The 25,676-nt window shown below is 66.8% G+C and carries 27 protein-coding genes and 1 tRNA gene; 18 read left to right on the plus strand and 10 right to left on the minus strand.

Features of this window, described 5'->3' with window-relative positions; all coding sequences use genetic code 11:
* Nucleotides 1–280: 280 nt before the first annotated feature.
* Nucleotides 281–1,120, minus strand: coding sequence for an S-formylglutathione hydrolase (gene fghA / locus ASE50_RS00005; RefSeq protein ID WP_056394035.1), 840 nt, complete (start codon nucleotides 1,118–1,120; stop codon nucleotides 281–283).
* Between the two features lie 94 nt (nucleotides 1,121–1,214).
* Here fghA and ASE50_RS00010 point away from each other — a divergent pair, with 94 nt between their 5' ends.
* On the plus strand, nucleotides 1,215–2,045 hold the full coding sequence (locus ASE50_RS00010) for a DUF4253 domain-containing protein (RefSeq protein ID WP_056394038.1): 831 nt from the start codon (nucleotides 1,215–1,217) through the stop codon (nucleotides 2,043–2,045).
* A gap of 40 nt (nucleotides 2,046–2,085) precedes the next feature.
* The gene (locus ASE50_RS00015) at nucleotides 2,086–2,634 is read left to right on the plus strand and encodes a pseudouridine synthase (protein ID WP_056394041.1); all 549 of its coding nucleotides are present in this window, start codon (nucleotides 2,086–2,088) and stop codon (nucleotides 2,632–2,634) included.
* A gap of 159 nt (nucleotides 2,635–2,793) precedes the next feature.
* Here the strand turns inward: ASE50_RS00015 and ASE50_RS00020 are convergent, their stop codons facing one another.
* On the minus strand, nucleotides 2,794–4,224 hold the full coding sequence (locus tag ASE50_RS00020; protein ID WP_056394044.1) for a sigma-54-dependent transcriptional regulator: 1,431 nt from the start codon (nucleotides 4,222–4,224) through the stop codon (nucleotides 2,794–2,796).
* Between the two features lie 166 nt (nucleotides 4,225–4,390).
* Here ASE50_RS00020 and ASE50_RS18025 point away from each other — a divergent pair, with 166 nt between their 5' ends.
* The 7 genes from ASE50_RS18025 (at nucleotide 4,391) to ASE50_RS00050 (ending at nucleotide 9,371) form a co-directional block, all read left to right on the plus strand.
* Nucleotides 4,391–4,516, plus strand: a complete 126-nt coding sequence (locus ASE50_RS18025) for an aa3-type cytochrome c oxidase subunit IV (protein WP_082438684.1) — start codon at nucleotides 4,391–4,393, stop codon at nucleotides 4,514–4,516.
* Between the two features lies 1 nt (nucleotide 4,517).
* Nucleotides 4,518–5,645 carry a Re/Si-specific NAD(P)(+) transhydrogenase subunit alpha gene (locus ASE50_RS00025; protein ID WP_056394048.1) on the plus strand — a complete coding sequence of 376 codons (1,128 nt, stop codon included), beginning with the start codon at nucleotides 4,518–4,520 and terminating at the stop codon, nucleotides 5,643–5,645.
* A 13-nt stretch (nucleotides 5,646–5,658) separates the two neighbouring features.
* Entirely contained in the window at nucleotides 5,659–6,027 is a 369-nt protein-coding gene (locus ASE50_RS00030; RefSeq protein ID WP_056394053.1) for a PH domain-containing protein, read from the plus strand.
* A gap of 173 nt (nucleotides 6,028–6,200) precedes the next feature.
* Nucleotides 6,201–6,581 (plus strand): endonuclease domain-containing protein, encoded by a 381-nt coding sequence (locus ASE50_RS18030; protein WP_235512053.1) that lies wholly within the window; start codon nucleotides 6,201–6,203, stop codon nucleotides 6,579–6,581.
* A gap of 3 nt (nucleotides 6,582–6,584) precedes the next feature.
* A complete protein-coding gene (locus ASE50_RS00040; protein WP_055757824.1) occupies nucleotides 6,585–6,863 on the plus strand; it encodes an NAD(P) transhydrogenase subunit alpha in 279 nt (92 codons plus the stop codon).
* 5 nt (nucleotides 6,864–6,868) lie between these two features.
* Nucleotides 6,869–8,374 (plus strand): NAD(P)(+) transhydrogenase (Re/Si-specific) subunit beta, encoded by a 1,506-nt coding sequence (locus ASE50_RS00045; protein ID WP_056394060.1) that lies wholly within the window; start codon nucleotides 6,869–6,871, stop codon nucleotides 8,372–8,374.
* Nucleotides 8,375–8,441: 67 nt separating this feature from the next.
* The gene (locus ASE50_RS00050; protein ID WP_162236140.1) at nucleotides 8,442–9,371 is read left to right on the plus strand and encodes a winged helix DNA-binding protein; all 930 of its coding nucleotides are present in this window, start codon (nucleotides 8,442–8,444) and stop codon (nucleotides 9,369–9,371) included.
* On the opposite strand, the gene ASE50_RS00055 is transcribed toward ASE50_RS00050, so the two are convergent.
* The 5 genes from ASE50_RS00055 to ASE50_RS00075 all read right to left on the minus strand — a co-directional run bounded on the left by ASE50_RS00055 (nucleotide 9,329) and on the right by ASE50_RS00075 (nucleotide 15,284).
* Nucleotides 9,329–10,987 carry a methyl-accepting chemotaxis protein gene (locus tag ASE50_RS00055; protein ID WP_235512054.1) on the minus strand — a complete coding sequence of 553 codons (1,659 nt, stop codon included), beginning with the start codon at nucleotides 10,985–10,987 and terminating at the stop codon, nucleotides 9,329–9,331. The two genes, ASE50_RS00050 and ASE50_RS00055, sit on opposite strands and share 43 nt — an antisense overlap.
* Nucleotides 10,977–11,288: a hypothetical protein gene (locus ASE50_RS00060; protein ID WP_056394067.1), complete on the minus strand. Its 312-nt coding sequence runs from the start codon at nucleotides 11,286–11,288 to the stop codon at nucleotides 10,977–10,979. Before ASE50_RS00060 ends, ASE50_RS00055 begins: the two co-directional genes overlap by 11 nt.
* A 150-nt stretch (nucleotides 11,289–11,438) precedes the next feature.
* Nucleotides 11,439–11,514, minus strand: a tRNA-Val gene (locus ASE50_RS00065).
* A gap of 69 nt (nucleotides 11,515–11,583) precedes the next feature.
* Entirely contained in the window at nucleotides 11,584–13,452 is a 1,869-nt protein-coding gene (locus tag ASE50_RS00070) for an acyltransferase family protein (RefSeq protein WP_056394069.1), read from the minus strand.
* A gap of 71 nt (nucleotides 13,453–13,523) precedes the next feature.
* Nucleotides 13,524–15,284 (minus strand): peptide MFS transporter, encoded by a 1,761-nt coding sequence (locus ASE50_RS00075; protein ID WP_082438745.1) that lies wholly within the window; start codon nucleotides 15,282–15,284, stop codon nucleotides 13,524–13,526.
* Nucleotides 15,285–15,520: 236 nt separating this feature from the next.
* Between ASE50_RS00075 and ASE50_RS00080 the strand changes: the two genes are divergently transcribed.
* From ASE50_RS00080 to ASE50_RS18410, 3 genes are all read left to right on the plus strand, one after another.
* Nucleotides 15,521–16,099: a nitroreductase gene (locus ASE50_RS00080; RefSeq protein WP_056394075.1), complete on the plus strand. Its 579-nt coding sequence runs from the start codon at nucleotides 15,521–15,523 to the stop codon at nucleotides 16,097–16,099.
* 39 nt (nucleotides 16,100–16,138) lie between these two features.
* Entirely contained in the window at nucleotides 16,139–16,498 is a 360-nt protein-coding gene (locus tag ASE50_RS00085; RefSeq protein WP_056394080.1) for a GntR family transcriptional regulator, read from the plus strand.
* A gap of 144 nt (nucleotides 16,499–16,642) precedes the next feature.
* Nucleotides 16,643–16,840: a hypothetical protein gene (locus ASE50_RS18410; RefSeq protein ID WP_156347232.1), complete on the plus strand. Its 198-nt coding sequence runs from the start codon at nucleotides 16,643–16,645 to the stop codon at nucleotides 16,838–16,840.
* A 1-nt stretch (nucleotide 16,841) separates the two neighbouring features.
* Here the strand turns inward: ASE50_RS18410 and rsmI are convergent, their stop codons facing one another.
* Nucleotides 16,842–17,678, minus strand: coding sequence for a 16S rRNA (cytidine(1402)-2'-O)-methyltransferase (gene rsmI, locus ASE50_RS00090; RefSeq protein WP_056395520.1), 837 nt, complete (start codon nucleotides 17,676–17,678; stop codon nucleotides 16,842–16,844).
* 13 nt (nucleotides 17,679–17,691) lie between these two features.
* Between rsmI and ASE50_RS00095 the strand changes: the two genes are divergently transcribed.
* Both ASE50_RS00095 and ASE50_RS00100 read left to right on the plus strand, forming a co-directional pair.
* Nucleotides 17,692–18,891 carry a penicillin-binding protein activator gene (locus ASE50_RS00095; protein WP_056394083.1) on the plus strand — a complete coding sequence of 400 codons (1,200 nt, stop codon included), beginning with the start codon at nucleotides 17,692–17,694 and terminating at the stop codon, nucleotides 18,889–18,891.
* A gap of 122 nt (nucleotides 18,892–19,013) precedes the next feature.
* A complete protein-coding gene (locus ASE50_RS00100) occupies nucleotides 19,014–19,694 on the plus strand; it encodes an NYN domain-containing protein (protein WP_056394086.1) in 681 nt (226 codons plus the stop codon).
* Nucleotides 19,695–19,697: 3 nt separating this feature from the next.
* Here ASE50_RS00100 and ASE50_RS00105 read toward each other — a convergent pair whose 3' ends face one another.
* On the minus strand, nucleotides 19,698–20,513 hold the full coding sequence (locus ASE50_RS00105) for an LD-carboxypeptidase (protein WP_056394088.1): 816 nt from the start codon (nucleotides 20,511–20,513) through the stop codon (nucleotides 19,698–19,700).
* Nucleotides 20,514–20,561: 48 nt separating this feature from the next.
* Here ASE50_RS00105 and ASE50_RS00110 point away from each other — a divergent pair, with 48 nt between their 5' ends.
* The 3 genes from ASE50_RS00110 to ASE50_RS00120 all read left to right on the plus strand — a co-directional run bounded on the left by ASE50_RS00110 (nucleotide 20,562) and on the right by ASE50_RS00120 (nucleotide 24,054).
* Nucleotides 20,562–21,953 (plus strand): glutamate ligase domain-containing protein, encoded by a 1,392-nt coding sequence (locus tag ASE50_RS00110; protein ID WP_056394091.1) that lies wholly within the window; start codon nucleotides 20,562–20,564, stop codon nucleotides 21,951–21,953.
* 336 nt (nucleotides 21,954–22,289) lie between these two features.
* A complete protein-coding gene (locus tag ASE50_RS00115) occupies nucleotides 22,290–23,639 on the plus strand; it encodes an MFS transporter (protein WP_056002419.1) in 1,350 nt (449 codons plus the stop codon).
* A 76-nt stretch (nucleotides 23,640–23,715) separates the two neighbouring features.
* Nucleotides 23,716–24,054 (plus strand): DUF3060 domain-containing protein, encoded by a 339-nt coding sequence (locus tag ASE50_RS00120; protein WP_056394097.1) that lies wholly within the window; start codon nucleotides 23,716–23,718, stop codon nucleotides 24,052–24,054.
* A gap of 88 nt (nucleotides 24,055–24,142) precedes the next feature.
* On the opposite strand, the gene ASE50_RS00125 is transcribed toward ASE50_RS00120, so the two are convergent.
* Nucleotides 24,143–25,078, minus strand: a complete 936-nt coding sequence (locus ASE50_RS00125) for an ROK family protein (RefSeq protein WP_235512055.1) — start codon at nucleotides 25,076–25,078, stop codon at nucleotides 24,143–24,145.
* Nucleotides 25,079–25,284: 206 nt separating this feature from the next.
* On the opposite strand from ASE50_RS00125, the gene ASE50_RS00130 reads away from it, so the two are divergent.
* Complete coding sequence (locus ASE50_RS00130; protein ID WP_056394100.1) at nucleotides 25,285–25,674, plus strand: hypothetical protein; 390 nt, start codon at nucleotides 25,285–25,287, stop codon at nucleotides 25,672–25,674.
* Nucleotides 25,675–25,676 lie beyond the last annotated feature (2 nt).

Here is a 25,676-nt window from a genome sequence, read left to right on the forward strand (position 1 = left end):
CATGCCGCGGCGCTATCCGGACTATCCGGACGCCTATGCCTTCTACCGTCAGTTATCGCTCGAGGAACGGTGWTCGATTGCCCGGCTTCATGAAGCCGGGCAATCGAACACCGTTCCTCGAGCGATAACTGACGGTAGATGGACATGGCAGCACCTGTCTCAGGTGTTGCACTTCGTTTGTGAACTCAGAGGGGTCCCGCTTTCTTTCCACCGGCCGAGAAGAAGCGGGACCCCGGATCAGGTCCGGGGTGACGATTTTCGGACGGTCGGGTAGTTTTCCTTACCGCAACCGCTCGCCATGCCAGCGCACATGATCGGCCATGAACGTCGAGATGAAGTGGTAGCTGTGGTCGTATCCCGGCTGCATCCTGAGCGTGCAGTCGATACCGGCATCGGCACACGCCTTCGCCAGCAATTCCGGCCGCAGCTGTTCGGCGAGGAACGCGTCGGCATCCCCCTGATCGACCAGAATCGCCGGGACCCGCGCGCCATCCTCGATCATCGCGACCGCATCCGCCGCGCGCCATGCCGAGCGGTCGTTGCCGAGATAGCCGCCCAGCGCCTTCTCCCCCCACGGCACCTGCGACGGCGCGACGATCGGCGCGAAGGCGGAGACCGAGCGGAAGCGGTCGGGATTGCGAAGCGCGATGGTCAGCGCGCCATGCCCGCCCATCGAATGGCCGGTGATCGACTGGCGGCTGCCATCGAGGATCGGAAATTCGCTGACGAGCAGCGCGGGCAGTTCGTCCTCGACATAGGAGCGCATCCGATACCGCTTCGCCCACGGGTCTTGCGTCGCATCGACATAGAAGCCCGCGCCGAGCCCGAAATCCCACGCCCCCTCCGGATCGTCGGGCACCCCTTTGCCCCGCGGCGAGGTATCGGGCGCGATGAAGGCGATGCCCTGTTCGGCACAGGCCGCGCGAAACTCGCCCTTGTCGGTGACATTGGCATGGGTGCAGGTCAGCCCCGACAGATACCACAGCACCGGTACCCGCTGCCCGGGTTCCAGCGGCGGGACGAACACCGAAAAGGTCATCGTCGTGCCCGTCGCGGTCGATTCGTGAGAATAGACGCCCTGCGTGCCGCCATAAGCGCGGGCGGTCGAAACGGTCTTCATGGGGTCGCTCTCCACCGATGGTCGCGATAGGTTATAGGGGAGGGACGGTTTGGCGGGATAGTCGGTTCCCGTTGGCTGTGGGGAAGGGGCGACGATGACGCGACGCAACTGGATTGCCGGATTGATGGGTCTGTTCGCGACGGGTCGGACCGCGGCGCAGGTTTCGCCTGCGGTCGAGCGGGAACCGTCGATGGACCAAAAGATGCAGGCGGTACGAGCGAAGCTGCGCGCCGCCTTTCCCTACCCGGTCACCACCATTTCGGGCGCGCAGGCGCTGGCCGCATGGGAGCGCATCCGTGCCGGGGGCAAGGGATGGCCGGTGATCGTCGGCGACGACGAGGGACTGGATGCGATCTGCGACCAGTTCAGCATCGATACGCCGTCGATCTTGTCGCCGGGTGCGGCGGACCTGCCGGTCCAGCCCGTCGAACGGATCGTCGCGACCAGCCGGACGATCGCCATGCCGGGCGATCTGGCGAAATGGCAGGGCTATGACAGCAGCCTCGTACCCGCGAACGGTCCGTGGCCGGCGCGTACCGAACAGGTCGAAATGACCGCCGCCACCGACCTGTTGACGGGCCAGCCATATGGCAGGGTCCATATCGTGACCCTGCCGACCCGTACGTCGTGGGAAGTACCGGCCTATCTGCGATGGGGCGGCTGGAACGCCTGTCCGCCGGCCGACTATCAGTGCGCCATGCTGCGCCGCTGGCAGGAACGCTATGGTGCGGAACTGGTCGGGATCGACCGCGACACCATCGAGCTGCGCGTAAAGCGCCGGCCGAAGGATCGCGCGGAAGCACTGGCACTGGCGCACGAATGCTATGCCTATTGCCCGGACACCGTCGATCAGGGCGTCGACACGATCGAGGCGCTGGCGGCGACGTTGATGGCGAGCGACTGGTGGTTCTTCTGGTGGGATTGAACGCGCTGGACAGTGCGCCCGCGCGGGCCGACAGGGCGTCATGGCGCGGCTGATCCTGCTCAACAAACCCTATGGCGTGCTGTCGCAATTCACCGATCGCGGGACCGAGGGTGCGCGGGCGACGCTGTCGGACCATGTCGCGGTGCCCGGCGTCTATCCGGCCGGGCGGCTGGATCGTGAAAGCGAAGGGCTGCTGCTGCTGACCGACGATGGCGGTTTGCAGGCGCGCATCGCCGATCCCCGGTTCAAGCTGGCCAAGACCTATCTCGTACAGGTCGAGGGCGCGCACGACGACGCGGCGCTCGACCTGTTGCGGCGCGGGGTGACGCTCAACGACGGCCTGACCCGCCCGGCGGAGGTCGCCGCGATCGATCCGCCCGATGTGTGGGAGCGGGTGCCGCCGGTGCGCTTTCGCAAGTCGGTTCCCGATCACTGGCTGTCGATCACGATCCGCGAAGGCCGCAACCGGCAGGTGCGCCGGATGACGGCGGCGGTCGGCCTGCCGACGCTGCGGCTGGTCCGGTGGCGGGTCGGGGAATGGAGCGTCGAGGGGCTGGTGCCGGGGGCGTGGCGCGAGGTGGTGGTGTAGCGGTTGCGCTGGGCGGCACCGTCAGTTTTGACGCGCAACGTCTGCCATTCCCGTCGCCCCGGACTTGATCCGGGGCCCCGCTTCTACTTCTGTCCGCGAAGAAGCGGGACTCCGGATCAAGCCCGGGGTGACGGGTTGGAGGTGGTGCAGTATCGAATATCAAGCCGCGCTCTGGTCGATCCCCAATTCGCCCAGCTTGCGATACAGCGTCGACCGCCCGATCCCCAGCCGCCGGGCGACTTCGGTCATGCGGCCGCGATAATGACCGATGGCGAGGCGGATGACGTCGGCCTCGATCTCCTCCAGCATCCGCAGATGGCCGTCGGGACGGAACAGCGTGACCCCGCCCGCCGTGTCCTGACGCGGGACCAGCGACACCGGTTGCGGTGCGTCGCCCTGCGCGATCTGGGCGATCTGCGGGAAGTCGCCTCGGGTCAGCGCGTCGCCGTCACACAGCACCGCCGCCCGGAACAGCGCATTCTGCAACTGGCGGACATTGCCCGGCCAGCCATAGGTGTTGAGCAGCGCGATGGCGTCGTCGGTGATGCCCAGCTGCCGCAGCCCCGGCTGTTGCGCGATCCGCGCCAGCAGGTGGCGGGCCAGCGCCGGCACATCGCCGCGCCGGTCGCGAAGCGGCGGGATCGTCACCTGCACGACGTTCAGCCGGTAATACAGGTCCTCGCGGAACCGCCCGGCCTCGACCTCGGCCATCAGCGTCTTGTTGGTCGCGGCGATCACGCGGACATCGACCTCGCGCGTGGTGCGCGCGCCGACCGACTGGATCTCGCCCGATTGCAGCACGCGCAGCAGCTTCACCTGCGTCTCGAACGGCATCTCGCCGATCTCGTCGAGGAAGATGGTGCCGCCATCGGCCTCCTGGAACCGGCCGGCCTTGCGTTCGAACGCGCCGGTGAACGCGCCCTTTTCATGGCCGAACAGCTCGCTTTCGACCAGATTGGCGGCGATCGCGCCGCAATTGACGCGGACCATCGGTTTGCGGGCACGCGGGGAGGCGGCATGGATCGCCTCGGCGACGACTTCCTTGCCGACGCCGCTCTCACCCTCGATCAGCACCGGCACGCGGGCGCGTGCCGCCTTGGCGGCGATGGCCAGCGCCGCGCGGAATTGCGGGGCGGAACCGACGATCTCGTCGAATGCCAGCGAGGCCGACAGTTTCTCGGTAAGCGGACGCAGTTCGCCATGGTCGCCCGCCCCCGCCGCCGCTTCCAGCGCGGAAAGCAGACGCTCGGCGGCCAGCGGCTTGACCAGAAAGTCGGTCGCCCCCGCACGCATCGCCGCGACCGCGCCGGCGACCGATTCATTGGCGGTCAGCATCAGGATCGGCAGCAACGGCCGTGCCCCGCGCAGATCGGCGATCAGCGCCAGGGCATCGGCATCGGGCGTCCAATGGTCGAGCAGCACCGCATCGAGCGCCAGCCCGTCCGGCGTGTTCAGCATCATCAGCGCCGTTGCGGCATCGCTCGCGAACACTGTCCGCCAGCCGCGCCGACCCGCGATCGCCCCGACCAACCGGCGCTGCGCCGGTTCGTCGTCGATCACCATCAGCACTCGCTGTCCGTCTCGCGTCATCGCTGCTCCCAAGTCCCTGTCGTCCCGGATCGACATCCGTTTGCGCCAAGGGGCGTAAAGTTCGCCTTAAGACGGTCATGAAAACCGTCAGGGGCGGTGCGGGGCTTGTTCTTGGTCCAACCTGCGTTAGAGTTGTCTGAACGACGCAGTATGGAGAGGTTCATCGATGGCGACCAACGGCCGCACCCCCGCCCATGCCGGGACGTACAACAGCTTCATCCGCTGGTTCACTTGGGGCACGGTGATCTGCGCCATGCTGGCCGCGCTGGTCATCTGGCTGATCGCGGGCTGACGTGCAGGTCGCGCTCCTCGCCGAACAGGCCGCCGGCGAGCGCCGGGTCGCCGCGACCCCCGAAACCGTCAAGAAGCTGATCGCGCTGGGCGCGACGGTCGTCGTCGAACAGGGTGCCGGCACCGGCGCGTCGATCGACGATGCCGGCTATACCGCCGCCGGGGCGACCATCGCCGACCGGGCGGGCGCGCTTGCCGATGCCGACATCCTGTTGGGCGTGGCGCCGCCGTCGCCCGACAGCCTGGGTGGCGCGAAGCGTGGCGCATGGCTGGTGGCGGCCCTCCATCCGTTTGCCGATCGGGCGCGCATCGATGGCTATGCCGCGCTGGGGCTCGAGGCGCTGGCGATGGAATGGATGCCGCGCATCACCCGCGCCCAGTCGATGGACATATTGTCGTCGCAAGCGAATCTGGCGGGCTACAAGGCGGTGCTCGACGCCGCGTCCGAATATGGTCGCGCCTTTCCGATGATGATGACCGCCGCCGGCACGATCAGCGCGGCGCGTGTCTTCGTGATGGGCGTGGGCGTCGCGGGATTGCAGGCGATCGCCACCGCGCGGCGGCTGGGCGCGCAGGTCAGCGCCACCGACGTCCGCTCGGCGACCCGCGAACAGATCCAGTCGCTCGGTGCCAAGCCGATCTTCGTCGAAAAGGTGGCGGGGATCGAGGGTGAGGGCGCAGGCGGCTATGCCGGTGAAATGAGTGCCGAATATCAGGCGGCACAGGCCGAACTGGTGTCCGCCCATATCGCCAGGCAGGACATCGTCATCACCACCGCGCTGATCCCCGGCAAGCCCGCGCCGCGTCTCGTCAGCGATGCTCAGGTCGCCTCGATGCGGCCGGGCAGCGTCCTCGTCGATCTGGCGGTCGAACAGGGCGGCAATGTCGAGGGATCGGTCGCGGGCGAGGTCGTGCAGCGTCACGGTGTCAACATCGTCGGCCATCGCAACGTCCCCAGCCGTCTGGCGGCGGACGCATCGGCATTGTTTGCGCGTAACCTTTATAACTTTCTGGCGGCCTATTGGGACAAGGACGCCGGCCGTCCCGTCCTGCCGCCCGACGACGAAGTGACGCAGGCGATCCGCCTGACGCAAAACGGCCAGGTCGTGAACCCACGCCTGACCGCCTGACGAGGAAACGCATATGGGTTTGTTCAGCAGCCACGAAGTCGACCCGGCCGAAATCCGCGAGAAATACGGCCATGCGCTGATCGATGGCGAAGAGGTGCTGGCCGCGTTCCGCTCGCTGCGCGATACTGCGTTCCTGACCAATTTCCGGTTCGTGCTGGTCGACGTACAGGGCCTTACGGGCTCGAAAATCGCGTTCCGCAGCGTGCCGTATCGCTCGATCACCAGCTTCTCGGTCGAAAGCGCGGGCACGTTCGACCTCGACAGCGACCTGAAGCTGTGGGTGACCGGCGAGGCGATGCCCCTGTCGCTGAAGGTCAGCCGCAATGCCGACCCGGCCGCGATCCAGCGGTTGCTGGCGGAACTGGTACTGGCGAAGCGGTGAACGAAACGCTCGCCCCAAATCCTCCCCATGCGCAGCATGGGGAGGGGGACCGCGCGAAGCGTGGTGGAAGGGCAGCCCCTCTTATCCTCCCCGGCACGGGGAGGGGGGCCGGCGCAGCCGGTGGAGGGGGAGTTCCGCGCACACTACGCCCGGAAGTGACGATCGCCCGTCGCTTGCGCCGCGACCTCTCGCACCCCGCAGCGATGCTGTGGCAGAAGCTGCGTGGAGGAAACGCGGGTGCGAAGTTTCGCCGCCAGCATCCGGTCGGACCCTATGTTGTCGATTTCTATTGCCGGGAAGCGCGGCTGATCGTGGAAATCGACGGCGACGTACATAACCGTGCCGATCATCCAGATCGGGACGAAAACCGACTGCGGTTTCTGCGCGGACAGGGCTATCGCGTTGTGCGGATTGCTGCCCGGCGGGTCATGGCGGATGCCGACACGGTGGCCGATGCGATCGCAACGCTCGTGGCCACTCCCCTCCACCAGCCTGCGGCTGGTCCCCCTCGCCGTCCCGGGGAGGATTTCTACCGCACCCACCCAACGGAGTAGCCGATGGACTTCCTCTCGATCCTGTCGATCTTCGTCCTCGCCTGTTTCGTCGGCTATTATGTCGTGTGGTCGGTGACGCCGGCGCTGCATACGCCGTTGATGGCGGTGACCAACGCAATCTCGTCGGTCATCATCGTCGGCGCGCTGATCGCCGCTGCGGCGGCCGGTGTGCCGGGAGCCAAGTGGCTGGGGCTGCTGGGCGTCGTGCTGGCCAGCATCAATATCTTTGGCGGGTTCGCGGTGACCGAGCGGATGCTCGCCATGTACAAGAAGAAGGGGTGAGCGGAATGCACGAGGCCGCACCGGTCAATCCATGGGTCGCCTTCGCCTATCTGGTGGCCGGGGTGTGCTTCATCCTCGCGTTGCGCGGGCTGTCGTCGCCCGCCACCAGTCGGCGCGGCAATCGCCTTGGCATGGTCGGCATGGGGATCGCGGTGCTGACCACGATCTTCACCCATCTGCCGATGCAGGCGACGCTCGATGGTAGGAATGTTGCATTCGATCAAGCGCCGCTCGCCTTTTTCGATACCGTCACCTTCGTCGAAATCCTCGCCGCCATTGCCATCGGCGCGGCGATCGGCCTGACCACTGCCAAACGCATCGCGATGACCGCGATGCCGCAGCTGGTCGCTGCCTTCCACTCGCTGGTCGGCCTCGCCGCCGTACTGGTCGGGGTCGCCGCCTATCTCAATCCGGATGCGTTCGGCATTTCGTCGCTGGTCGTGCCGATGATCGGCCAGCCGTTCGCGGTCATTCATCCGGTCAGCAAAGTCGAGATGGGCCTTGGCGTCGCGATCGGCGCGATCACCTTTTCGGGATCGGTGATCGCGTTCCTGAAGCTGAACGGCAGCATGTCGGGCAAGCCGATCCTGCTGCCCGGTCGCCATGTCATCAATCTGAGCGTGCTGGTGGCGATCCTGCTGCTGGTCGCGCAGTTCGCGCATACGCAGGATGCATGGCCGTTCTGGGCGATCGTCATCCTGTCGTTCGCGATCGGATTCCTGCTGATCATCCCGATTGGCGGGGCGGACATGCCGGTCGTGGTGTCGATGCTCAACAGCTATTCGGGCTGGGCGGCGGCGGCGATGGGCTTCACCCTCGGCAACACCGCGATGATCGTCACCGGCGCGCTGGTCGGGTCGTCGGGGGCGATCCTGTCGTACATCATGTGCCGGGCGATGAACCGCAGCTTCATCAGCGTGATCGCCGGCGGCTTCGGCGCGACCGACAGCGGCGGTGCGGCCGGCGGTGGCGCGATCGACCGGCCGTGGAAACGCGGTTCGGCGGAAGACGCTGCCTTTCTGATGCAACAGGCCGAACAGGTCATCATCGTCCCCGGATACGGCATGGCGGTGGCGCAGGCACAGCATGCGCTGCGCGAAATGGGCGACAAGCTGAAGGAACATGGCGTCCGCGTGAAATATGCGATCCACCCGGTCGCCGGACGGATGCCGGGGCATATGAACGTCCTGCTTGCCGAAGCGAACGTGCCCTATGACGATGTGTTTGAGCTCGAGGACATCAACTCCGAATTCGCGCAGACCGACGTCGCCTTCGTCATCGGCGCCAACGACGTGACCAACCCGGCGGCGAAGACCGACAAGACCTCCCCGATCTACGGCATGCCGGTACTCGACGTCGAAAAGGCGAAAACCGTACTGTTCATTAAGCGGTCGATGGGCGGCGTCGGCTATGCCGGGGTCGATAACGAGGTCTTCTACCGCGACAACACCATGATGCTGCTCGCCGATGCCAAGAAGATGGTCGAGGAGATCGTCAAGGCGATGGACTGATCGTATTCGTTGCTCCATCGCAATGGTCGCGGCCGCGATGTGCGCCGCCGAAGCGAAGGGGCATAGAGTGACGGGGTTCGAAGGATTCGAGCAGCACGCGGCAGCGGCGCGGCGGGCGGTGATCGTCGCCGACGATCCGCTGGCAGTGGCCGATGCACAGGCGGCGGTGCGCCATGCCGGCGTTGCTGTCACCGCGACGATCTTTTTTGCAAACCTGACCACCGCCCTCGACGACATCACCCATGCCGACCTGTTGCTGGTCGATGCGACCGGGGTCCCGGTCGAGACGCTCGACGGTGCACTGTCGGTCCTTGCAGCACGGGCCGAACGCGACCGGGCACAGCTGGTGGTCAGTTTCGGTATCGAGGCGATCGATGTCGTGTCGCTGCACCTGCTGGGCGGTCCGGCGACGCTGTTGTGCGAGGCGCGACCCGAGGAGCGCGTCGCTGCGATCGTATTGGGCAGCGGGACGAAGGCGGGTTTCAACGCAGCCGAACGCGACGCCGAACGGCTGCAACGGTTGAACGCGGAAGTGGCGCGGATCGCCGAAGCGCTGGCAAAGCTCGCGCGTGACGGCGACACCGGGGAGGGCGTGCGCGACCGGACCGACGATTTCGTCGCGCCCGATACCGGTGCCGGACCGGTGCCGACCGTATCGGCGGCAACGGTACGCGGCGCGATCCGGGCGCGGCGGCTGCGCGAGCAATTCTTTGCGAGCGACCTGTTCGCCGATCCGGCATGGGACATGCTGCTCGACCTGTTCGCCGCACGGCTGGAGGGCGGCAATGTATCGGTATCGAGCCTGTGCATCGCTTCTGCGGTACCGCCGACCACGGCGCTGCGATGGATCACGACACTGACCGATGCCGGGCTGGTCGCGCGGCAGGAGGACCCGGCCGACAAGCGCCGCGCGTTCATCGTGCTGACCGCGCGCGGTGTCGCCGGGATGCAGGGCTATGCCGAAGCGGTGGCGCGCGCGGGGCTGGGCTGGGCCTGATCGGACCGCAGAAAGGCGACGAACTGGTCGGTCGAGCGGCGCAGGTCGCCGGCGCTTCCGGCCAGTTGTCCGACGCTGCCGCGAACCGCCGCCGATAGCGACGATGCGGCACCGGCGGCCTGCGACACGCTGTCGATCTGCTGCCGCGCATCGGCGGCCGCCGTCGCCACCCGGGTGGCACCGGCGTCGACATCACGCGACGTGACGCTCTGATCGCGGACGGCGGCGGCGATGCCGCTGGCGGCGGCGGCGACCTCCTCGATCGACTGGTGTACCGATCGCAGCTTGTCGCCGGTATCGGCGACGCCACCCCGGATGCCGCCGATCAGCGCGCTGATGCGGTCGCTGGCCCGCCGGGTATCGGCGGACAGCGCCTTGACCTCGCCGGCGACCACGGCAAAGCCGCGACCGGCCTCGCCGGCCCGCGCCGCCTCGATCGTGGCATTGAGCGCCAGCAGGTTCGTCTTCGCAGCGATCGCACGGATATCGGCGAGGAATCCTTCGATCTGGACGGCCTGTTCCTCCAGCATCGCCACGGTCTGGACGCTGCGGGCGGCATGGCCGCTGGCGGTGCCGGTCAGGGCGTTTTGTTGTTCGGCAGCGGCGGCGATCGTCCAGATCGACGTCGACAGGTCGCGGATCGACGCGGCGACCGCTACGATCTCGTCGGTGGCCCGATGCGCCCCGGCGGACGCCTCCACCGCTTCGGTCCGTGCCAGCCCGGTCACGTCCTCCAGCTTTTCCGCGGCGCCCTCCAACCGCAGGGTCGTGTCGCCGATGCTGTGGACGACCGTCGTCACCGATCGTTCGAATTGCTGCGCCAGATCGACGAGTTCGCGGTGCCGGTCGCTCGCGATGCGCGCCGCCTGTTCCTCGCGTCGGCGACGTTCCTCCGCGGCATCGCGTTCGGCGACCCGCGCGATCCGCATCGCTTCCTCCGTCCGGCGCATCGCGTCTTCGGTCCGACGCTGTCCTTCCGCCGCGGCATCGGCTAGTTCCTGCGCGCGCAGCATCGCACGATCCTGCGTCTCGAACAGGCGGCTCAGCTGGATCGTCAGCACCGCCAGCGTCGCGAACTGAAGCCCGACCGCGACGACGTGAAACGCGATGCGCCCGATATTGCCGTCGCCGGTGAACACATATTCGGGGGCCAGCCATTCCAGCAGGATGTGGTGCAGCGCCGCCAGCACCGTCGCCACCGCGATCGGCCGCCAATCGGCCAGGACGACCAGCGCCGCCATCCCGACGAAGAAATACATATGCGCATCCATCTGCCACGGGTGACCGTGCAGCAGGAACACGAGCATCGCCGGGATGGCCGCGGCCAGCGTGCCCATCAGCGCACGGGCTTGCGCATCATAGCGCCCCTGCAAGGCGGCGGCCGTCGGCAAGAGGTTCAGCAGCACGCCCGTCACGAACAGCGGCGTGGCTACGCCGCCCCCCAGAAGGACGTTGCCGATCAGCAGCAGGATCAGCGATATCCAGCCAAGCACCGCCCACACCCGGATTCCGTGGTACCGCAGCCGGTCGAGCGAACTCAGAGCATCGACCGGTTCGCGCAGGGCAAATGCCTTGAGCCGCGCCAGCAGCACAGGTTCGGCCGCTCTACTTGCCACGGCTACCGCTCCCGCACGTCAGTCCGGAGGCAGCGATGATCAGGATCGCGCGACCATGAAGCTGCATCGTTATGTCCGCCCGGTTGCCGGATACCACCATCGATCCGGGCACATTGCCGGCCCGCAGCAGCGCCGCGCCGCCCGCCAATGCGATCTTGGCCAGTTCGTTGCGGCTGGAACCGTCGAGCGACACCAGAACCATCGCGCCGCTGGCGGGCGGCCACAGGCCGAACATCGCGAATGCTGCTGCGACGGCGAAACCCTGTAGCGCCAGCAGCGACCGATTGCATTGATTCCACATGGCTTTGCGATATGCAGCAATCGTTAACGCAATGTTTTAATCCGGTTGCCGTACGTCGCTAAAAGGGCCGCGTCGGCCGCTCGGTACGGGATCGCACTAACGGCTGCCGGGTCGCCGAACCGGGGCTGTTCGCCGCCGCCTCGAATGGGCTGGTGGGCGCTGACGGGCTCGAACCGCCGACCCTCTCGGTGTAAACGAGATGCTCTACCAACTGAGCTAAGCGCCCCCGATCGGGGAGCGGCCGGAATACCGTGGTTTCGGCCAAGTGCAACAGGGATTTCGCCCCGCCATCGGATCAGCGCGTTGCAAAGGGCAGTTGTGGGCGGACGCGGTCGATCATCAGCCACGATCCGCGCGCGGTCAGATGCCCATAGTCGAACTGGATCGGATTGCCGTCGTCGGTCCACAGCGTGCAGCGGTCGTTCGGGCACAGCGCGCGGTAGGTCGAGACATAGGTCGCGCCGGTCGCGGGCACCCTTGCCGCGAGCATCGCGTCGAGCGTGCGCCGGCTGGCGATACGGTGCCGGTCGACGATCGACGGATCGCGCCGATACAGGGCGTCGGCAAGGATGCGGGGCAGGGCGCGATCATATTCGGCGATGGGACCGAACACGACGACATGGTCGGCATGGCGCCGGACCCGCGCAATCTGTCGTTGCAACGCCGGCCAGTCGTCGTCGCGCCACAGTGCCGACAGGATCACCGTATCGACGCGGTGGTTCGGCAGGAAATCGTCGGTGACGTAGCGCATCAGCGCGGTACACCGCGCCTCCCCGACGGGATCGGCGACCGGGCGACATCCCGATGCATTGGCTTGCAGGACGTTGATCCGGTCCAGCGCCGCCAGTCCGCGATAGAAATGCGCGGCATGGCTGTCGCCGAGCAACAGGACGTTGGGCTTGGTCGACGACAGGCGCAGGCATCGGTCGCGATCGAAGGTCGAAACATCGTCGTGCGTGGTCAGGAAGCACAGCCCGGCGCGCGAATTGGGTGCCGCGCGGTAGCGGACGAAATCCGCGACGTGTTCGATCCGCGCGGGCACCTGCCAATAGGCTCGCGCCGCAAACGGCACCGCGACCACGAACGCCAGCGTCGTCAACATCGTCGCGACCCCGATCCATACCGCCCGCCGGGGCGGTATCGCCGGATTGCGCCCACGGAACGGCTGTTCGATCCACCGCCACGAAACCGCCGCGATCAGTAACACCGACAGGATGAACGCCGCCGATCCCGCCATCGACTTGATCTCATGGACCTGCCCGCCCAGTACCCAGAGCGGCCAGTGCCAAAGGTAGAGCGAATAGGAAATCCGGCCGACGAACCGCGCGGGCGGCAAGCCGAGGCTGCGACCGACCAGCGTCCGCCCGGCCATGCCCGACCAGATCAGGCACGCGGCCCCGATACAAGCGGGGGCCGCCGCCAGGCCGGGGAACAGGCTGTCGCGGTCGAGCAGCAGGACGCTGCCGACGATCAGCGCGACCCCGACGACCGCACCGGCCTCCGCCACCCCCCGCTGCCTCGCCGCCGGCACCATGCCCAGCGCCAGCGCCGCGCCGATCATCACTTCCCATGCGCGATACTGGACCAGATAGAAGGCTGCCGATGCATCGTGATGCACCCGCCATGCCGACAGGATCAGCGACGCCAGCAGCACGGTCGCGATCAGCGGTTTCAGCGCCGGTCGGAACCGACGATGGAGCAGTGCCAGCAACGGCGGGAAGAACAGGTAGAACTGTTCCTCGACCGAAATCGACCAGGTGTGGAGCAGCGCGTTGAACCGCGATGCCGCATCGAAATAATCGGTGCCGAGATAGAAATAGACGTTCGAAACGAACAGGATCGACGCGGTGGCATTCTTCGCCTGCTGCGCCGTCTCGCCCGGAAACAGCAGCACGAACGACGCGAGCAGCACCGCGACATAGACCGCGATCAGCGCGGGAAAGACGCGCCGCACCCGCCGTTCGTAGAATTGCCAGAGCGAGAAGCGCCCGGCCTGCACCTCGCCATGCACGATGCCGGTGATCAGATAGCCCGAAATGACGAAGAAGATGTCGACGCCGACGAACCCGCCCGGTACGAACTTCGCAAAGCCGCAATGAAGCGCGACGACCAGCAACGCCGCGACCGCGCGTAGCCCGTCAATGTCGTCGCGATACCGGATCATGTCACGCGGCTACCACGCGTCCGGCTGCAACGCGAAACGATCCGACGGGATCGTCCCGCGTTGCGGTCCGGTCAGCGTTGTTCCTTCCACACGTCGAGGCCTGCCGCCTTCGGCTCGCCGATCACGGCCTGCCCGGCGAGGCTGTGGTCGACATCGTCGCTCAGCGTGTCGAGGTGCATCAACCGCTTCACGAACGGCGACAGCAGCAGCACGACGACGCCGATACCGATCGTCCACCAGCCGATGGTCGAATAGACCGCCAGCGTGCCTTCCTTAGTCATTTCGCCGTCATGGCCACCGGTCGCCTCGCCGATCTTGCCCGCGACGAAATTGCCGACCGCCGTCATGTAGAACCACGCACCCATGATGAGCGAGGCGAGGTGCTTGGGCGCCAGCCGGTTCATCGCCGACAGTCCGACCGGCGACAGGCAGAGCTCGCCGGTGGTCTGGAAGAAATAGAACAGGAAGACGAACGCGACCGGCGTCGCCACCGCCGGACCGACGCTGTTCGCGCCCCAGACGAAGACGAGGAAGGCGAGGCCGACCTGCATCAGCGCCAGCGCGAACTTCGCCGGTGCCGACGGCTCGCGCCCCCGCTTGGCAAGGAACGCCCAGATGCCGGCGAAGATCGCGCCGAGCAGGATGATGTAGATCGAGTTGATCGACTGGAACAACGCCGCCGGCACCCCGCCGCGATCGACGAAGCGATCGGTGTACAGGTTGAAGCTGCCGCCGGCCTGTTCGAACAGGCCCCAGAAGATCGGGTTCAGACCGATCAGGAAGATAATCGCGAACATCCGGTCACGAGGCGCATGTTCGATGGCGAACTTCTCGAGGGCAGCCGCCGCGAGCACCAGCGCAAAGCCCAGACCGGACGCCGCCTGCAAAGGCGTAGTGAAGCCGGTCGAGATGGAAACGATGCCAGCGATGGTCATCACTGAAAGGCCAAGCCCCATCAGCATGACATTCTGGCGCGGTGCCGCGGACAACCTGCCATAGGGCAAGACGAAGGTGGCGGTGAAAAACACATAGCCAAGCAGGCCAAGACCAGAGAGGATCAGCAGCGACTGAATTGCATCCTGATACTGGATCAGCCCCCACATTACGAGGGTCGCGAGCAGGCCGGTGCCGTAGAGCAGCCATTCGAACGGCATGCCGGCCACGCGCCGCTTGAGCGCCGCCGGGTCGGGTGCCTCGCCCTTGCCGCCGAGCAGCCCCTTGCCGACCACGAACACCAGCAGGCCGGCGACCATGCCGATGCCGGCAAGGCCGAAGCCGAACGCCCAGCCGATCGTCTGGCCCAGATACCCGACGAGGATCGAACCGGCCGCTCCGCCCAGGTTAATGCCGATATAGAAGACGGTGTAGGCGGAATCGCGGCGGATATCGGTCATGCGATAGAGTTGGCCCACCATCACCGAGATATTGGCCTTCAGGAATCCCGACCCGACGATGATGAGTGCCAATGCCAGCCAGAAGACGTTGATCGCGGGATCGGCCTGTTTGACCGCGGCGTCGGTGACGCCCTCCATCCCCTCGAACGCCATGAACAGATGGCCGAAGGCCAGCAGCACGCCGCCGAACAGCACCGCCTTGCGTTGACCCAGATAGCGGTCGGCGAGATAGCCGCCTAGGACCGGGGTGATGTAGACCAGCGCGGTATAGCCGCCATAGATCAGGTTCGCCTTGCCGTCGCTGAACAGCCAGTGCTGCGTCAGGTAGAAGATCAGGATCGCGCGCATCCCGTAATAGGAAAAACGCTCCCACATCTCTGCGAAGAACAGCATGTACAGGCCGCGCGGATGGCCGGCGAATTCGGGTTTGCGGCTCATTCCCACCGCCAACCCGCCCGCAAGGAACGCGGCGAGGATGACGGTCGCGATCGCCGCGATCCAGTCGGCCTCGTTCCATAGTGCAAAAGCCTTGAATTCAGGCACGCTTTTGTCCCTTGTCCTGGGGTATCTTGACCGGGCCGCGCTGCGGCCGTCTCTTGTCGTCAATTCGTAACGCAAGAAACGGTAATGCCAAGCGCATTGTGCGGGCGGGGGCGGGACCCTACGTGCCGGCCATGACCTTCAACGACCGATCCACGCTGCTCAGCCATTTGCAAACCCGTCGTTCGGGCAAGCCGCGCGACATGGTCGCGCCGGGTCCGAGCGATGCCGAGATCGACCAGATGATCGCCATCGCCGCGCGGACACCCGACCATGGCAAGCTGGCCCCGTGGCGGTTCGTGGTGATCCCGCAGGATCGCCGCGCGGCGTTCGCGGCGTTGCTGCGCAAGGCCTATGCCGCCGAGAATCCGACCGCGACCGAACCCCAACTCGAAGCATGCGACCGGTTCGCACAGGAGGGGCAAGCGCTGATCGTCGTCCTGTCGTCGCCGGTCGACAGTCATATTCCGCAGTGGGAACAGACGATGTCGACCGGGGCGGCGACGATGAACCTGCTGCATGCCGCGCACGCCATGGGCTATGTCGCCAGCTGGCTGACCGGCTGGGCGGCGTACAGCCCGCAGGTCCGCGATGCGTTCGGCTCCCCGCACGAAACTATTGCCGGCTTCGTCTATATCGGCTCGCCCGGCCGTCCGCTCGACGAACGGCCGCGTCCCGATCCGGCGCGCGTTCGTACGGTTTGGGCCGGCTGAACCGATGGACTTTCCCGGCCGTTGCTGTATTAAGTCAGCATGACAGCGATCGACCATGAGGACACGCCCGTCTACCTTCGTCTGCGGGCACTGATCGCGGCGGCGATCCTGCGTGGCGAGTATCGGGCGGGGGACCAGCTGCCCTCCGTCCGGGCGTTCGCCGCCGAACACGGCGCCAACCCGCTGACCGTGGCGAAGGCGTATCAGACGTTTCAGGACGACGACTATGTCGAGGTGCGGCGCGGCGTCGGCATGTTCGTGCTGCCCGGCGCGGTAGAGCGGTTGCGCATCGCCGAGCGCGAACGGTTTCTGACCGGACATTGGCCGCGCATCCGCGCGCATATCGCGTTGCTGGGGCTTGACGCGCACGGGCTGCTGGACGAACGCACCCCGGCGTGACCGGGATTGCGGCGGACCGGTTCGTCAGCCTGTCCGACCGTGGCACATTCTCCGGAACCTTTGGTGGCTTCCTCGATTTTTGCACCCCTCCGGCATGGAACCGCGTTGCGGTGGTGGCGTTCCCTTTTCAACAGGGAGAATGCCGTGGAACGATCCGTCTTATTCCATACTCGCGTACCGCTATACGCACTACATGGGCGCAACAGCTGCCCGACCTGCGGCGCTTCGCAATGGTTCGTCGGACGAATCATCGCCGAATGCGCCTGTTGCGGCGACACCCTGCCGATCAACGCCGCCGTTCGCCCGATCCAGACGCAGAATTACGGCAACATCGCCGCCTGACCTACTCCGCCTTCAACGCCATCGCCCGCGCATACAGGTCGCGCCGGTCTAACCCCAGCGCCTTGGCGACCTCCCCGGCGGCCTTCGACGCGGGTAGCCGGGTCAGCGCCTCGCGCAGCGCCGTATCGGCATCCGCCTCGGTCGCGGGCGGGGGGGCACCGGGCGGCGCGACGACGATCACGATCTCGCCCCTGGGCGGTGCGTCGGCATAGCGTGCGGCGAGCGTCGACAGCGTGCCGGTCACGCATTCCTCGAACTTCTTGGTGATCTCGCGCGCCACGCCCGCGTCGCGGTCGCCCAACCCGTCCGCCAGCGCCGCCAGCGTCGCCGACAGGCGCGGGCCGCTTTCGTACAGGACCAGCGTCGCGCGCACGCCCGCGATCTCGGCGATCGATTCGGCCCGGGCATGCGCCTTGGGCGGCAGGAAGCCGGCGAACAGGAACCGGTCGGTCGGCAGTCCGGCCAGCGTCAGCGCCGCCACCGCCGCACACGGGCCGGGGATCGTCACCACCGCATGGCCCGCCGCCCGCGCATCGCGCACCAGCTTGTATCCCGGGTCGGAGATCAGCGGCGTGCCCGCGTCGGACACCAGCGCCACCGCCTCCGACGCCATCCGCGCGATCAGGCCGGGGCGCATCCCTTCGGCATTATGGTCGTGATACGGGATCATCGGCCGTTTCACGCCGATATGGCGCAACAGCCCGGCGGTCACCCGGCTGTCCTCCACCGCGATAATGTCCGCGCGCGATAAAATATCGGCGGCGCGCGGACTTAGGTCTGCGAGATTGCCGATCGGGGTCGCGACGATGTACAGGCCGGGGGAAAGTTTTTCGGTCATCAGGGATAGGTCCATGGCAGACACGATAGCGCCCCGGCAATGGCGGCACCATTTCGCGCGCGCCACGGCGGTGTTGGCGGCGGTATTGCTGGCGGGGTGCAGCACACTGGTGCCCAAGGGGCCGGTCGAACAGGCCCCGCCCGTACCGACCCGTCCGCAGCCGACTCGCCCCGATCCGGTGACCGGCGGTATCCCGACCGATACCCAGCGCCACCGTGTCGCACTGCTGGTGCCGATGACCGGCCCCAATGGCGGTGTCGGGCGGTCGATCGCCAATGCGACGCAGCTCGCGCTGCTCGACACGCGCAGCGAACGGGTGCGAATCACCACCTATGACACTGCCACCGGTGCCGCCGCCGCCGCGCAGCGCGCGATCGCGGAGGGCAATCGCCTGATCCTCGGTCCGCTGCTGGCCGAGGATGTCCGCGCGGTCGCGCCGATCGCGCGCGGCGCGAAGGTGCCGGTCATCAGCTATTCGAACGACGTGTCGGTCGCGGGCAACGGGGCCTATCTGCTCGGCTATACCCCGGCGCAATCGATCGAGCGCGTGGTCGGTTTCGCCCGGACCAGCGGGATCAGCCGCTTTGCCGGGCTGGTGCCGGCGGGCGTCTATGGCCAGCGCGCCTCGACCAGCTTCCTGCGCGCGGTCGAACAGGCCGGCGGACAGGTCGTGTCGATCCAGACCTATGATCGCGGCAGCGGACAGGTCGCCGCCGCCGTCACCCGCCTGTCGCGCACCTCGCCCTATGAAGCGGTGCTGATCGCCGATCAGGCGGGCACGGCGGCGCTGGCGGTGCCCGCGATCCGCAAATCGCCCAGCCGCAGCGCGAAGGTGCTCGGCACCGAATTGTGGAATACCGAAACCGGGCTGGGGTCGATGCCGGCGCTGAACGGTGCATGGTATGCCAGCGTGTCGAACGCGCTCTATCGCCAGTTCGCGACCAAATATCGCGCCCGGTTCAGCGCCGCGCCCTATCGCCTGTCGAGTCTCGGCTATGATTCGGTGCTGCTGACGGTCCGCATCGCCCGCGATTGGCCCATCGGCCGCGACTTCCCCGAAAACCGCCTGCGCGGCGGCGACGGGTTCGCCGGCCTCGACGGTGCCTTCCGCTTCGGCCGCGACGGCATCGCCGAACGCGCGCTGGAGGTGCAGGAAGTGCGGACGGGCGGCGCGGTGACGGTCAGCCCCGCGCCGAAGACGTTTGGGGAGTAGGGGCATCTTGCCAAGCATGTTTTCTCGTATTACGTCAAAACATACAACTCCCCCGATCGGCCTCGGCCATCGGGCGCACGGCGGGCCAAAAGCCCGCCGTTGCTCTTTGTGAGCCGAACGCCTTGAACACCCATGTCTATATCGACGGGTTCAACCTCTATTACGGCCTGCTGAAAGGCACACCGTACAAATGGCTCGATCTCGAACGCTGGTGCGATGAACTGCTGCCGCGCAACCACGTCTCGAAAATCCTTTATTTTACGGCGCAGGCCGACGCTCGTCCGCACGATCCCGACCAGCCGACCCGCCAGTTTGCCTATCTTCAGGCGCTCCGCTCCCTCGCACGGGTCGAGGTTCATCTCGGTACGTTCATGAGTTCGGTGGTCAACCAGGTCGTCGTGGAAACCGATCCGGTGACGGGTCGCTATCTACGATCACGCGGGCGGCCGGTCATCAAGCTCGACCCGGCGGGACAGCCGGTGAAGACATGGACATACAAGAGCGAGGAAAAGGGTTCGGACGTCAACCTTGCCGCGCATCTGTTGCGCGATGCCTACCGGGGTCACTGCGACTGCGCGGTGATCGTGTCGAACGATTCCGATTTGTTGACCCCGATCCGCATGGCGAAGCAGGATTGCGGCACGGTCATCGGCCTCGTACCGCCGCGCCCGAAGGGTAGCGTCGAACTCAAGGCGTTGGCCGATTTCAAGATCGATCCGCGCCAGCATTTGCTGGCCGGCTCGCAGTTGAGCGATCCGGTAATCACGCCGACCGACACCATTTACAAACCGGCGAATTGGTAACCCTCAAACCACCCCGAACGGCACCACCATATTGTCGGCATAATGCCCGACCTGCGCCCGCCCCAGATACGGCACGCCCATCGCGCCGGCCCAGCGGGCGACGATCTGCTCCTCCGTTTCGCCGAAGCCGGTGTCGTCGGGATGGCGATCGGTCACCGCGCCCAGCCGGATGCCGGCGATCCCCTTCAGTTGCGTCGCCTCGCTCAGCTGCCATAACAGGCGATCGATCCGGTACAAATCCTCGCCCACTTCCTCGACGATCACGACATGGTCGGTCAGGTCGGGCAGCCACGGCGTACCGATCAGCGCGCACAGGATGACGAGGTTGAAGGCGACGGTCGGCCGTCCGTCCAGTTCGGGGGCCAGCATCGCCCGGTCGCCGTCGATCAGCCATGCCAGCGATCGCGCCGCGCTGTTCGTCCCGCCGGCCTTGCCGACCTGCGCCGCCATCGGTCCATGCACCGGCCGCCCGATCCGCCGGGCATAGAGCGCACCCAGCAAAAACCCCATGTCGGAAAAGCCGACATAGCTTTTTGCCGCCGCCGCGCGGTTCAACTGCGGCATTACCCTGTCGAGGATGCGGTTCGAACCATAGCCGCCGCGCGCGAACCAGATCGCATCGAACGCGGGATCGTTGGCGAATTCGAGGAAGGCGGCGGCGCGCTGTTCGTCGGTGCCGGCGAAATGGCCGGCGTCGAGGAAGCATTGCGGATGCACGACCAGATCGAGCGAAGGGTAGGTGAGCGCGGCATAGCCCTGTGTCCGGGCCATCTGTTCCTCGTCCACCCGTCGCGCCGGGGCCACTACACCGATCCGCATCCCGCAACCCCGCTTGCCACTGAAGGTCAAGGTCGATAGCCCCGCGCGATGCTGTACGGCAAATCCTTCTTCCTCGTCGGGATCGGCGGTTCGGGCATGTTGCCGCTCGCCATGATCCTTGCCGGGCGCGGCGCGACCGTGGCCGGATCGGACCGCTCGCTCGATCAGGCGAGCCTGCCCGCCAAGTTCGACGCGCTGCGCGCCGCGGGCATCGCGCTGTTCCCACAGGACGGTAGCGGTGTCGTGTCGGCCGATCAGATCGTCGTCGCGTCGGCCGCGATCGAGCCGAGCGTCGCCGATATCATCGCGGCGGACGCGGTCGGCGCGCAGCGAATGGGCCGCGCCGAACTGCTCGCCGACCTGTTCAATGCAGCACCGCTGTCGATCGGGGTCGCGGGGACCAGCGGCAAATCGACCGTCACCGGCATGATCGGCTATCTGCTCCACACGCTCAGCCGCGATCCGACGGTCATGAACGGCGCGGTGATGAAGGATTTCGCAGGCCCCGACCGCCCCTTCGCCAGTGCGCTGGTGGGCCAAGGCGATGCGTTCGTCAGCGAGGTCGACGAGAGCGACGGATCGATCGCCTTCTACCGTCCGCAGGTCGCGGTGCTGAACAATGTCAGCCTCGACCACAAGACGCTGGAGGAACTGCGCGCATTGTTCGGCGGGTTTGCCGACCGGGCGAGCCATGTCGTCGTCAATGTCGGCGATGGCGAGGCGGCGGCGCTGGCGGCGGCGGTGCCGGCGAGCAAGCGCACGACCTTTGCGGTCGAGGGCGATGCCGATCTGGTCGCGCGCGCGCTCTTACTCGAGCCCTTTGCCAGCGGGTTCGAACTGGTGGCGGACGGGGTAGTCCATGCCGTCCGCCTCGCGGTGCCGGGGCGGCACAATATCGCCAACGCGCTGGCCGCGATCGGCGCGGTCGTCGCCGCCGGGGTGCCGATCGCCGATGCGGTCGCGGCGATTGCCGGTTTCTCAGGGCTCAAGCGCCGGTTCGAGCTGGTCGGAACGGCGCGCGGGGTCGGCGTCATCGACGATTTCGGGCATAATCCCGACAAGATCGCCGCGACCATCGCCACGCTTCGCACCCAGCCGGGCCGGTTGCTCCTGTTGTTCCAGCCGCATGGCTATGGCCCGCTGAAAGTCATGCGCCGCGAACTGGTGACGATGTTCGCCGGCGCGCTGACCGACGGTGACCTGCTGGTGCTGCCCGACCCGGTCTATCGCGGCGGCACGGTCACGCGTGAGGTCACCAGCGCCGACATCGTCAGCGACCTGACCGTGCAGGGCGCGCCCGCCCGCCACATCCCCGATCGTGCCGCCGCGGCGGCGCATCTGGTGGCGCAGGCGCGCGAAGGCGACCGGATCGTGGTCATGGGCGCGCGCGACGACACGCTGTCCGAGCTGGCGGCGCAGATGCTGGCGATGCTCGGGTAACACTTCACCGTCACCCCGGATGTACTGAGGACCGCTGCGAAAGCCGCAAGCTTCGTCAAAAACGCGCCGTACCCCCGCGCAGTCGGGGGTCCAGAGCCAGGCAGAACAACGGCTTGTGCCCGGGACCCTGGGCCCCCGCCTGCGCGGGGGTACGGCAGGGTGCCAGAATCGGTACTTTCCCGGCGTTCTCGATTCAGTCCGGCGTGCCGAGGGAAACATGGTCCGGGACTGGCACATCGCGACCGCCCCCCTGCTTGACATTCCCCCCGCCCTCGGCGAGCGCTGTGAATATCATAAGCAAATAGTCGAATTAGTCCGACTAAGGGGAGCGCCGCGTTGGCTGACAAACAGGCGGGATCCGCCACCACCGGGCTGGCATTCGCCGCCGTCACCACCCTGTTTTTCGCGTGGGGCTTCATCACCTCGCTGATCGACCCGCTGGTCGCGGCGGTGAAGGGCATCTTCACGCTGACCGATTTCGAGGCGCAACTGGCGGCATCGGCCTTTTTCCTCGCTTATGGCCTGATCTCGATGCCCGCCGCGATCCTGCTCGGCCGGTTGAAGGCGGTTCCCTCGATCCTGTTCGCGCTGGTGACGATGGTCGTCGGCTGCCTGACGATGCTGGTCGCGGCGAACCTCGCCGTATTCCCGCTGGTCCTGCTCGGCCTGTTCATTCTGGCCGCCGGCATCACCGTGTTGCAGGTCGCGGCCAACCCGCTGGCCGCCGCGCTGGGCGACCCGAAGCTCAGCCATTTCCGCCTGACGCTCAGCCAGACGTTCAATTCGTTCGGCACGTTCCTCGGGCCGCTGCTCGGGGCCAGCCTGTTCCTCGACGGGGTCGAGGTGAAGGACGGCACGGTGTTGACGCAAGCGGTGCGCGCCGGCGCGCTGGCCGGGATCGACCGCGCCTATTTCTGGATCGCCGGACTGATCGCGGCGCTGGCGGTGTTCTTCTTCCTCAGCCGCAAGGTCGTGTCGGCCGCCGTGCCCGAAACCCCGGCCGATACGCCGTCGCCCGCCGCACTGCTGCGCGATGCGTTTTCGTCGCGCTGGGCGCTACTGGGGGCGAGCGCGATCTTCCTGTATGTCGGTGCCGAAGTCGCGATCGGGACGCAGATGGCGCTCTTCCTGAACGCCGACACTGTATGGGGCGCGTCAAACGCGCCGTTCGGCGTGCCGCTGCTGGGCTTTGCGATGGGCAGCGACGGGGTGCCCGGCGTGTCGTTGCAGGAAGCGGGCAAGGCCGTCGCCTTCTACTGGGGCGGCGCGATGGTCGGTCGCGCGATCGGATCGGTGCTGCTGTCGAAGGTGAAGGCGTGGAAGCTGATGGCGCTGTTCACCGCCATTGCCGTCGGCATGTGCTGCTATGTCGCGGCGGTCGGCGGGGTGACCGCCGGGTTCGTCGCGCTGTCGATGGGCCTGTTCAACTCGATCATGTTCCCGGTCATCTTCACCCTGACCCTCGAACGCTCGACCGCCAGCGAAGCAGCGACATCGGGGCTGTTGTGCACCGCGATCTTCGGCGGGGCGGTGATCCCGCCGGTCGTCGGTCTGGTGTCGGGCGCGGTCGGCCATGGTCCGGCGTTCCTCGTGCCCGCGCTGTGCTATGCCGCGCTGTGCGGCTTCGCCATCGCCGCCGGCCGCACCGCGACGCGCAATATCGCTTCGGCGAAGAGCCTGCACTGATCGGCGCAGCGGCGGCTTGGTATCGGGCCGTCGCTTCGACTAGGCTCGCTGGACAGAACCGAACGGGAGAGACCAGATGACCGTCGTCCAAGCTACGCTGATCCTGTCTGCGCTCGTGCTGCCGGCATCGTTGTCGGCACAGGCGCGCTACGAAGGGGCCGGCGCGACGCAGGAACTCGACTGCGACGGCGGCACCGCGACCATCGAGGGGGCCGGCAACACCATCCGCGTGACCGGGCGCTGCTCGGCGCTGGTGATCGAGGGGGCGAGCAACCGCGTGCAGGCCGATCTGGCACCCAAGGGCAGCATCCGCATATCCGGCGCGAGCAACACGGTAACCTACCGCACCGCCGATGGCAGCAAGGCGCGGATCAACGTCGCCGGGGCCGGCAACCGGGTGTCGGTCGCGAAGTAAGCGGCGCTATGAACCAGTTTCAAAACGCGCGTTCTTCGGGCCGGCACCGCACGGTAATGCGCCCTTCGACGCGTTTCCGAACGGACGCTTACGCCGCGACGCGGGCCTGCAACGCGTTCTGCGCCAGCGCGATCGATCCCAGCGGCCCTGCCTGATCGCCGAGCGCCGGTGCGACGACATAGTCGCGTTCCGGCAGCGGCAGATACCCGTTGATGCTGGCCCGCAGCGCCGGTTCGATCCGCGCCAGCAGGTGCGGCTGCTTGTTCATCACGCCGCCACCGATCGCGATCCGCCTCGGGCCGGTGGTGCACACCATCGCATGGCACATCGCCACGATCGACGCGGCGGCGCGGTCCCACACCGGATGGTCGGCCGACAGTGTCGACACATGGACATCGCCCAGTGCGGCCTTGATCCCCGTTCCCGACGCCAGCCCCTCGACGCAATCGTCATGAAACGGGCAGCCGCTGGGCAGGGTGTCGCCGGGCAGGCGTGGCGTGCGCAGATGGCCGATCTCGGCATGGCCGATGCCGCGCGTCGGCCGGCCATTGACCAGCAGCCCCACGCCGACGCCGGTGCCGATCGTCACATAGGCGAAGTCGTCCAGCCCCTGCGCACAGCCCCATCGCGTTTCGGCAAAGGCCGCGCCGTTGACGTCGGTATCGAACGCGCTGGGCACGTCGAACATCGCCGACAGCGTGCCGGCGACGTCGGTCATCGGCCAGTCGGGCTTGGTCGTGGCAAGGATATGGCCCCAGGTGGCCGAAGCGGGGTCGAGATCGACCGGGCCGAAGCTGGCAATGCCCAGGGCGGCGAAGCCGGTCGTGTCCCACCAACGCTGCAACACGGCGGCAATGGCGGGCAGGGTAACGTCGGGATGTTCGGTCGGGACCGTTTCCTGCGCCAATATCCGGTCTGGCCCGTATGCCAGCGTGCAGACGCATTTCGTGCCGCCCAGTTCGATCCCGGCGAAGGGCAACTCGCCCCGATCGCGCACCGCCAGTGAATCGATAACCATGTTCATCCCCGAAAACCCTGTCACAGGTAAACCCCGGCGTAACGTTGCAGGGATTCGGACGAAAGCGCAAATGAGAAAATCGGTTTGTTTAAGGTAATGGGGCAGGCCGTACCGTTACATCGTGGCACGCCGGATTTCGTATAAATTCCGCCGCCCGCTAACCGGGTGTCAAGGTCCGCCATGCCAAAACCGGGTCGAGAACGGAGTCGGCGATGCGGATCGATACGGTACAGGCGAAGATGGGCGGCACGGTCGATGCCGGTGCCGGCGGACGGTTCGAACTCGCCTTCGCGGCGCAGTTCAAGGGCAATGGCGCGCAACCGGCGTCGATCGTGCCCCCGCCCGATATCCGTAATCTGACGCCGCGCGAAATGGCCGAGTACGGCTTCCGCCTGTTCGGTGACGGCATGATCGACATTCACACGCTCCACCGGTTTCGGCGCGAACTGATCGCGACCGACGGTACGCCCGCCGCCGATACCAAGATGGATTTTGTCGACCAGGCCCGCCGGCGGCTGGCGAATCTCGATGCGGTGTTCGAACCGAAATCCTCGACATCCTACCGCTCGCTGCGTCGGCTGCTCGATTTCGCGAAGCCGTAAGG

This window comes from Sphingomonas sp. Leaf5, from assembly GCF_001421155.1.
GTDB lineage: Bacteria > Pseudomonadota > Alphaproteobacteria > Sphingomonadales > Sphingomonadaceae > Sphingomonas.

Bases quoted from the DNA above. Each gene is read 5' to 3' on its own strand.
- ASE50_RS00105 (WP_056394088.1), bottom strand. From the start codon at position 20,513: ATGCGGATCGGTGTAGTGGCCCCGGCGCGACGGGTGGACGAGGAACAG.
- ASE50_RS00075 (WP_082438745.1), bottom strand. From the start codon at position 15,284: ATGAGCCGCAAACCCGAATTCGCCGGCCATCCGCGCGGCCTGTACATG.
- ASE50_RS00130 (WP_056394100.1), top strand. From the start codon at position 25,285: ATGCGGATCGATACGGTACAGGCGAAGATGGGCGGCACGGTCGATGCC.
- ASE50_RS00040 (WP_055757824.1), top strand. From the start codon at position 6,585: ATGGACTTCCTCTCGATCCTGTCGATCTTCGTCCTCGCCTGTTTCGTC.
- ASE50_RS18025 (WP_082438684.1), top strand. From the start codon at position 4,391: ATGGCGACCAACGGCCGCACCCCCGCCCATGCCGGGACGTACAACAGC.
- ASE50_RS00060 (WP_056394067.1), bottom strand. From the start codon at position 11,288: ATGTGGAATCAATGCAATCGGTCGCTGCTGGCGCTACAGGGTTTCGCC.
- ASE50_RS00095 (WP_056394083.1), top strand. From the start codon at position 17,692: ATGGCAGACACGATAGCGCCCCGGCAATGGCGGCACCATTTCGCGCGC.
- ASE50_RS00010 (WP_056394038.1), top strand. From the start codon at position 1,215: ATGACGCGACGCAACTGGATTGCCGGATTGATGGGTCTGTTCGCGACG.
- rsmI (WP_056395520.1), bottom strand. From the start codon at position 17,678: ATGACCGAAAAACTTTCCCCCGGCCTGTACATCGTCGCGACCCCGATC.
- fghA (WP_056394035.1), bottom strand. From the start codon at position 1,120: ATGAAGACCGTTTCGACCGCCCGCGCTTATGGCGGCACGCAGGGCGTC.
- ASE50_RS00125 (WP_235512055.1), bottom strand. From the start codon at position 25,078: ATGAACATGGTTATCGATTCACTGGCGGTGCGCGATCGGGGCGAGTTG.
- ASE50_RS00020 (WP_056394044.1), bottom strand. From the start codon at position 4,224: ATGACGCGAGACGGACAGCGAGTGCTGATGGTGATCGACGACGAACCG.
- ASE50_RS00120 (WP_056394097.1), top strand. From the start codon at position 23,716: ATGACCGTCGTCCAAGCTACGCTGATCCTGTCTGCGCTCGTGCTGCCG.
- ASE50_RS00070 (WP_056394069.1), bottom strand. From the start codon at position 13,452: ATGATCCGGTATCGCGACGACATTGACGGGCTACGCGCGGTCGCGGCG.
- ASE50_RS00015 (WP_056394041.1), top strand. From the start codon at position 2,086: ATGGCGCGGCTGATCCTGCTCAACAAACCCTATGGCGTGCTGTCGCAA.
- ASE50_RS00080 (WP_056394075.1), top strand. From the start codon at position 15,521: ATGACCTTCAACGACCGATCCACGCTGCTCAGCCATTTGCAAACCCGT.
- ASE50_RS00085 (WP_056394080.1), top strand. From the start codon at position 16,139: ATGACAGCGATCGACCATGAGGACACGCCCGTCTACCTTCGTCTGCGG.
- ASE50_RS00110 (WP_056394091.1), top strand. From the start codon at position 20,562: ATGCTGTACGGCAAATCCTTCTTCCTCGTCGGGATCGGCGGTTCGGGC.
- ASE50_RS00030 (WP_056394053.1), top strand. From the start codon at position 5,659: ATGGGTTTGTTCAGCAGCCACGAAGTCGACCCGGCCGAAATCCGCGAG.
- ASE50_RS00045 (WP_056394060.1), top strand. From the start codon at position 6,869: ATGCACGAGGCCGCACCGGTCAATCCATGGGTCGCCTTCGCCTATCTG.